The organism is Bacillus sp. EKM202B (genome assembly GCF_011066025.1).
Taxonomy (GTDB): domain Bacteria; phylum Bacillota; class Bacilli; order Bacillales; family Bacillaceae_G; genus Bacillus_A; species Bacillus_A toyonensis.
This window is the reverse complement of sequence record NZ_JAAMNK010000122.1, coordinates 1-265: the sequence shown is the minus strand read 5'-3', so window position 1 is coordinate 265 and position 265 is coordinate 1. Positions and strand designations below refer to the sequence as shown.

Here is a 265-nt window from a genome sequence, read left to right as displayed (position 1 = left end):
ACTTTGATCGGTAAAAATCGTCTGAACTAATTTATTCGGACTTTTTGTTGCTGCATTTTCTTCTTCATATTCGTTAAGATCTTGTGTGAATTTACGAATATCCATTTGTTCTTGTTCACCGTTTTTATTATAAATATCGAAAGCAAACGCTCCCCAATTCGGAGATAACTCTTTTACTTCTACAACGCATTTTCCGTTCTCTTCATACAATACTTTGACAGGTAACTGAACACCTGGATTTGCTTTTTGCTGTGCCTTAAATGTA

Annotated in this window: 1 pseudogene; it reads right to left on the bottom strand. The window is 34.3% G+C overall.

Features of this window, described 5'->3' with window-relative positions:
- A pseudogene (locus tag G9F74_RS29620) lies at positions 1-265 on the bottom strand (hypothetical protein); the annotation flags it as partial.